This is a genomic window from Tahibacter caeni (genome assembly GCF_024609805.1).
Classification (GTDB): Bacteria; Pseudomonadota; Gammaproteobacteria; order Xanthomonadales; family Rhodanobacteraceae; genus Tahibacter; species Tahibacter caeni.
Map to the genome: position 1 here is coordinate 1 of NZ_JANFVR010000287.1, position 6,247 is coordinate 6,247.

Consider the following 6,247-nt stretch of genomic DNA (forward strand, 5'->3'; position numbering starts at 1 on the left):
GACGCTCTTCCGATCTACCCCGCCGGCCGATCCGGTCGCCGTGCCGCCCAAAGGCGGCGCGCTCGCGCCGGGCGCGAACACGACGGCTCCCGCGACCGCCAATCCGGCCGCGCCGACCCTGTCCAGCGGCGGGGTGACCTGGCGCTGGCCGGCGGCCGGCAAGGTCGTCGGCACCTTCGTCGCCGGCGACCAGACGCGCCAGGGCGTCGACATCGCCGGCAGCGCCGGCGCCAACGTCTCGGCCGCCGCCGACGGCACCGTCGTCTACAGCGGCAACGGCCTGCTCGGCTACGGCGAGCTCGTCATCGTCAAGCACTCGACCTCGTTCCTGTCGGCCTACGGCCACAACCGCAAGCGCCTCGTGAAGGAAGGCGACGCGGTCAAGGCCGGCCAGGTCATCGCCGAGATGGGCGGTTCCAATCGGGAAATGTTGCATTTTGAAATACGCCGCAACGGCAAGCCGGTCAATCCGCTGGAGTATCTGCCGGCGCGGTAAGCGGCAAGACCCGGCGAGCGCCGTCGCGGCGGCGGTCCGGTCCCGTCGGCACGGTGCGGCGGGGGCGGTCCGCGCTCTGCCTCGCCGGGGAGCTTCCGGCCCGGCATCGGCTACGATCCCCGCGACCAGACCGCCCTTCGCCCGGAGTATGCTGGCGCAATGAGCTCGACCGAGCGCGAATCCCCTTCGCTGGATGCCGACGACATGCTGGCGCTGCTCGATGCGATCGAGCCGCCGCAGGGCGACGAAGCGCGCAATTCGACCAGCGCCTACTTGAACGAGATCGGCCTGATTCCGCTGCTCGACGCGGCTGGCGAGCGCAGCCTGGCCGAGCGCGTCGTCGCCGGCGACGCCGAGGCGCGGCGGCAGATGATCGAAGCCAATCTGCGTCTCGTCGTCGCGGTCGCGCGCAACTACGTCGGCCGCGGTGTGCCGCTGCTGGACCTCATCGAGGAAGGCAATCTCGGCCTGATCCGTGCGGTCGAGAAATTCGAGCCGGCGCGCGGCCTGCGGTTCTCGACTTACGCGACCTGGTGGATACGCGAGTCGGTGCAGCGCGCGCTGATGCAGCAGGGCCGCACGGTGCGCGTGCCGGTGCACGTGCTGCGCGAACTCGCCCAGGCCTTGCGCGCGCGCCGCGAGCTGCTGCTCGCGCTGAGCCGTCAGCCGACTCAGGACGAGCTCGCGACCGCGCTGAACCGGCCTGTGGCCGAGGTCGCCGCGCTGTTCTGCGTGACCGAAGAGATCCGCTCGCTCGACGCGCCGATGTCCGACGCCGACGACCGCGCGCTGGTCGAGCAGCTCGCCGCCGAAACCGGCGCCGGCAACGGCAGCCGCGAATTCGTCGAGCTCGCCGACCTGCGGCTGCCGGACTGGCTCGCCAAGCTGACCCCGCGCCAGCGTCTCGTCGTCGAGCGGCGCTACGGCCTGTCCGGCCATGCCGTGCAGACATTGGCCGAGATCGCCGACGAGCTCGGCCTGACGCGCGAGCGCGTGCGTCAGATCCAGGTCGAGGCCCTGAACCGGCTGCGCCGGCTCGGCGAGGCGGAGGGGCTCGGGACGCGCCGTTGAGTCGGCACGGCGACGGGAATCCGGCGGCGGAGCGCGATCACGCGTTGCGCGGCGCCGCGCTCCCGATCGCAGGAGCCCCGACCGGTCGGTTTACAGAAGTTTGCAGCGCGCGCGAGTGACGCGGCGAGCCGAACCGGGGGCGAGCTGCGCGGGCTCGATGAAGCGGCGTGGCGGTGGCTCAGGCCACCGGCAGGATGAACGCGGCGACGACGCGCCGGCCTTCGCTCGCGAGCACGTTGAATGTCCGCGCCGCCGCGGCGTTGTCCATGACCTCGAGGCCGATGCCGCGCTGGAGGAAGGCGGCCAGCACGTGCTGGGCCGGGAACACCAGGCGCTGGCCGCTGCCGAGGATCACGACGGCCGGGGCGAGTTCGAGTATGGGCGTGATCGCGGCCTCGTCGAGTTCGGCGACCGCGGCGACCGGCCACTCCTCGATCGCCCGGTCGGGCGCGAGCACGAAGCTGCGTGCGAGCGCGCGGTCGACGACGGTGATCGCGCCGATGTCGACCTTGCGGATGAACAGGTATTCGCCGGGCCGGTTCAGCGACAGCTGCATGGCGGACTCAGCGGGGCAGGGCGATGACCGGCTTTTCCGCGTTGCGCCGGTAGTAGACGGCCGTGCGGCCGATGGTCTGCACGGTCTCGGCGCCGGTGGCCTCGGCCAGCCTGGCGGCCTGGGTCGCGAAATCCTCGCGGTCTTCGGCCGGGATGCGAACCTTGACCAGCTCGTGGTGGTCCAGGGCCAGGCCGAACTCCTGGATCAGCGCCTCGGTGACGCCCTTGGCGCCGACCAGGATGACGGGTTTCAGATCGTGGGCGAGGCCGCGCAGATAGCGGCGCTGGCTGTTGCTCAGAGGCATGGGGTTCCGGGCATGGGGGCGGTGCTGCACCGCGGGCAAGGCGTACAGGGTATCATGCGCGGCCGCAGCCCCTGCGGCCCGCGCCGGCCGCCCACGCCCATGTCACGCAGCAAGAGCAGCCAGCGCTGGCTGCAGGAACATTTCAAGGATCCCTACGTCAAGAAGGCCCAGGCCGAGGGCTATCGTTCGCGCGCGGTGTTCAAGCTCGACGAGCTGCTCGAACGCGACGAACTGCTCAAGCCCGGCATGACCGTCGTCGATCTCGGTGCCGCGCCGGGCGGGTGGTCGCAGCTCGTCAACGAAAGGCTCAAGGGTCGCGGCCGAATCGTCGCGCTCGACATCCTGCCGATGCAGGGCATCTCCGGCGTCGATTTCATCTGCGGCGACTTCCGCGAGGAGTCCGTGCTGGCCGAACTCGAGGCGCGACTGGCCGGCGCCCAGGTGGATCTTGTGCTGTCGGACATGGCCCCCAATATGAGCGGCGTGGATCTCGTCGATCAGGCGCGTGCGATGCATCTGTCTGAACTGGCACTGGATTTTGCCAGCCGCTGGCTCAAGCCCGGCGGCGATTTCCTGATCAAGCTGTTCCAGGGCGTCGGTTTCGACGACTACGTCAGAAACTTGCGGACGGCCTTTACGCGCGTCAGCATCCGTAAACCAAAGGCTTCGCGGGCGCGATCCAACGAAGTCTATGCGCTGGCCCGGGGCCGGCGCGCGTAAGGAGTGTTTTGATGAACGACATGGCCAAGAACCTGCTGCTCTGGCTCATCATCGCCGTGGTGCTGCTGACGGTGTTCCAGAGCTTCAACCCGCGCGGATCGGGCACGCAGGATCTCGCCTATTCCGATTTCATGGACAAGGTCGAGCACAACGCCGTGGCCGAAGTGCTCGTGCGCAACGACAACCGCACGATCGAGGCCAAACTCAAGGACGGCAGCTCGGTGCGCACGACGTTCCTGCCGACCGACGAGAACATCGCCGAGCTGCAGAAGAAAGTCGACAAGATGCGCGTGGAGCCCAGCGACAACGGCATCTCGCTGCTCGGCATCCTCGTCAACTGGGCGCCGTTCCTGATCTTCATCGGCTTCCTGATCTACGTCATGCGCCAGATGCAGTCCGGCGGCGGCGGCCGCGGCGCGATGAGCTTCGGCCGTTCGCGCGCGCGCCTGCAGGGCGAGGACCAGGTCAAGGTCACCTTCGCTGACGTGGCCGGCTGCGACGAGGCCAAGGACGACGTCAAGGAGCTCGTCGACTTCCTGCGCGATCCGGGCAAGTTCCAGAAGCTCGGCGGCAAGATTCCGCGCGGCGTGCTGATGGTCGGCTCGCCGGGCACCGGCAAGACCCTGCTCGCCAAGGCCATCGCCGGCGAGGCCAAGGTGCCGTTCTTCACGATTTCCGGTTCCGACTTCGTCGAGATGTTCGTCGGCGTCGGCGCCGCGCGCGTGCGCGACATGTTCGAGCAGGCCAAGAAGCACGCGCCCTGCATCATCTTCATCGACGAGATCGACGCGGTCGGCCGCCATCGCGGCGCCGGCCTCGGCGGCGGCCACGACGAGCGCGAGCAGACCCTGAACCAGCTGCTCGTTGAAATGGACGGCTTCGAAGGCAACGAAGGCATCATCGTCATCGCGGCGACGAACCGTCCCGACGTGCTCGATCCGGCGCTGCTGCGTCCGGGCCGCTTCGACCGCCAGGTCGTCGTGCCGCTGCCCGACGTGCGCGGCCGTGAGCAGATCCTCAAGGTGCACATGCGCAAGGTGCCCGTGTCGACCGAGGTCGATCCGATGGTCATCGCGCGCGGCACACCGGGCTTCTCTGGCGCGGACCTGGCGAACCTCGTCAACGAGGCTGCGCTGTTCGCCGCGCGCGAGAACTCGCGCGAGGTCGGCATGAGCCACTTCGAGCGCGCCAAGGACAAGATCATGATGGGCGCCGAGCGTCGCTCGATGGCCATGAGCGAGGACGAGAAGCGCAACACGGCCTATCACGAGGCCGGCCATGCGATCGTCGGCCGCCTGATGCCCGAGCACGATCCGGTGCACAAGGTCACGATCATTCCGCGCGGCCGCGCGCTCGGCGTGACGATGTTCCTGCCCGAGGGCGACCGCTACAGCTACAACCGCACCTACATCCACAGCAACCTGTGCTCGCTGTACGGCGGCCGCGTCGCCGAGGAGCTGATCTTCGGCGCGGACAAGGTCACTACGGGTGCGTCCAACGACATCAAGCGCGCGACCGAGATGGCGCGCAACATGGTCACGAAGTGGGGCCTGTCCGACGAGCTCGGTCCCATCGCCTACGGCGAGCAGGAGGACGAGGTGTTCCTCGGCCGCTCGGTCACGCAGCACAAGAACGTCTCCGACGAGACCGCGCGCAAGATCGACGAAGTCGTGCGCTCGATACTCGACAAGGCCTATGCGCAGGCGACACAGATCCTGACCGACAACCGCGACAAGCTCGACGTCATGGCCAAGGCGCTGCTGCAGTACGAAACCATCGACGCGGCGCAGATCGACGCGATCATGGAGGGCCGCGAGCCGCCGCCGCCGAAGGACTGGACCGATCCGCGGCGCAAGTCCGGCGGCGACGCCAGCGGCACGCCGGACACCAAGCCCGCGGGTCTCGGCACGCCGGCACAGCAGCACTGACGAAAACGCAGGTCACTGCGCGCCGCCCGGGAGCGATCCCGGGCGGCGCGTGCGTTTTCGAGGCCGACATTCTTCCGGCTCGCCGGCGAACCCGCCGAGTCGTGCGCCGTGTCCTCCCCGGGATGGACGTGACGCGCACGCGGCGGGACGTGAAGCCGCCGTTCGATGCCGATTCCCCTATCGGTTCCGCCGTGGCCGCTGCAGGCGCGGCGTGCGATGTCGAAACCGCCGGCGGCTGCCGGGCCCGGTAGCGTGATCTCGCGCCTCCGTCGGCCGCCCGTCGCCGCCGGCAATCGCCGCGACTGCGGCCGTGTGGACGCGTTGCGCCAATCCGCGCCCCGTCGCGTCTATGATGCGCGGCCACGGCGCCTCGGCGCTTCCGTCCGCTCACGGCCCGGTTTCCCTGCCATGTTCGATCCCTTCGTTCCGACTCTCGACTGCGCCGGCCGACCGCTCGCGCTGGACCGCCCGCGTATCGCCGGCATCGTCAACGTCACGCCGGATTCGTTTTCCGACGGCGGCGAATTCCTCGACGCCGAACGCGCGATCGCGCACGGCCTGGCTCTCGTCGAGCAGGGCGCCGACCTGCTCGACGTCGGCGGCGAGTCGACACGGCCCGGCGCGGACGAAGTCCCGGCCGACGAAGAGATCGCGCGCGTCGTGCCGGTCATCGCGGCGCTCGCCGCGCGCACGTCGGTGCCGATCTCGATCGACACGTCCAAGCCCGCCGTCATGCGTGCGGCCGTCGCAGCCGGCGCCGGTCTGATCAACGACGTCTACGCGCTGCGCCGCGATGGCGCGCTCGCGGCCGCAGCCGAGCTGCAGGTGCCGGTCTGCCTCATGCACATGCAGGGAGAACCGCGCGGCATGCAGCAGGACCCGCGGTACGACGACGTGGTCGGCGAGATCAAGCGTTTCCTGACCGACCGCGTATTCAGCGCCGAGCTGGCCGGCATTCCGCGTGCGCGGCTGCTGATCGATCCGGGCTTCGGCTTCGGCAAGACCATCGAGCACAACCTGACCTTGCTGCGCGAGCTGCGCCAGTTCGCCGACCTCGGCACGCCGCTGCTGGTCGGCCTGTCGCGCAAGTCCTTCCTCGGCCAGCTCTGCGGCCGCGCCGCGCCGGCCGAGCGCGTGCACGCCTCGGTCGCCGCGGCGATGATCGCCGCGCG

At 69.6% G+C, this 6,247-nt stretch carries 7 protein-coding genes; 5 read left to right on the forward strand and 2 right to left on the reverse strand.

Annotated elements, in window-relative coordinates; all coding sequences use genetic code 11:
• Together NON22_RS18860 and NON22_RS18865 are read left to right on the forward strand one after the other, a co-directional pair.
• The coding region (locus NON22_RS18860) for a murein hydrolase activator EnvC family protein (RefSeq protein WP_257388503.1) at window positions 1–496 on the forward strand (496 nt) is incomplete at its 5' end.
• Between the two features lie 159 nt (window positions 497–655).
• Window positions 656–1,567 carry a sigma-70 family RNA polymerase sigma factor gene (locus NON22_RS18865; RefSeq protein ID WP_257388504.1) on the forward strand — a complete coding sequence of 304 codons (912 nt, stop codon included), beginning with the start codon at window positions 656–658 and terminating at the stop codon, window positions 1,565–1,567.
• Window positions 1,568–1,745: 178 nt separating this feature from the next.
• Here the strand turns inward: NON22_RS18865 and NON22_RS18870 are convergent, their stop codons facing one another.
• On the reverse strand, window positions 1,746–2,123 hold the full coding sequence (locus NON22_RS18870) for an Mth938-like domain-containing protein (RefSeq protein ID WP_257388505.1): 378 nt from the start codon (window positions 2,121–2,123) through the stop codon (window positions 1,746–1,748).
• A 7-nt stretch (window positions 2,124–2,130) separates the two neighbouring features.
• Window positions 2,131–2,427, reverse strand: a complete 297-nt coding sequence (yhbY, locus tag NON22_RS18875; RefSeq protein ID WP_257388508.1) for a ribosome assembly RNA-binding protein YhbY — start codon at window positions 2,425–2,427, stop codon at window positions 2,131–2,133.
• A gap of 99 nt (window positions 2,428–2,526) precedes the next feature.
• On the opposite strand from yhbY, the gene rlmE reads away from it, so the two are divergent.
• The 3 genes from rlmE to folP form a co-directional block, all read left to right on the forward strand.
• A complete protein-coding gene (gene rlmE, locus NON22_RS18880; RefSeq protein ID WP_257388511.1) occupies window positions 2,527–3,147 on the forward strand; it encodes a 23S rRNA (uridine(2552)-2'-O)-methyltransferase RlmE in 621 nt (206 codons plus the stop codon).
• Between the two features lie 11 nt (window positions 3,148–3,158).
• Window positions 3,159–5,075 carry an ATP-dependent zinc metalloprotease FtsH gene (gene ftsH, locus NON22_RS18885; protein WP_257388509.1) on the forward strand — a complete coding sequence of 639 codons (1,917 nt, stop codon included), beginning with the start codon at window positions 3,159–3,161 and terminating at the stop codon, window positions 5,073–5,075.
• A gap of 408 nt (window positions 5,076–5,483) precedes the next feature.
• The coding region (gene folP, locus NON22_RS18890) for a dihydropteroate synthase (protein WP_257388510.1) at window positions 5,484–6,247 on the forward strand (764 nt) is incomplete at its 3' end.

Bases quoted from the DNA above. Each gene is read 5' to 3' on its own strand.
- rlmE (WP_257388511.1), top strand. From the start codon at position 2,527: ATGTCACGCAGCAAGAGCAGCCAGCGCTGGCTGCAGGAACATTTCAAG.
- ftsH (WP_257388509.1), top strand. From the start codon at position 3,159: ATGAACGACATGGCCAAGAACCTGCTGCTCTGGCTCATCATCGCCGTG.
- NON22_RS18870 (WP_257388505.1), bottom strand. From the start codon at position 2,123: ATGCAGCTGTCGCTGAACCGGCCCGGCGAATACCTGTTCATCCGCAAG.
- yhbY (WP_257388508.1), bottom strand. From the start codon at position 2,427: ATGCCTCTGAGCAACAGCCAGCGCCGCTATCTGCGCGGCCTCGCCCAC.
- NON22_RS18865 (WP_257388504.1), top strand. From the start codon at position 656: ATGAGCTCGACCGAGCGCGAATCCCCTTCGCTGGATGCCGACGACATG.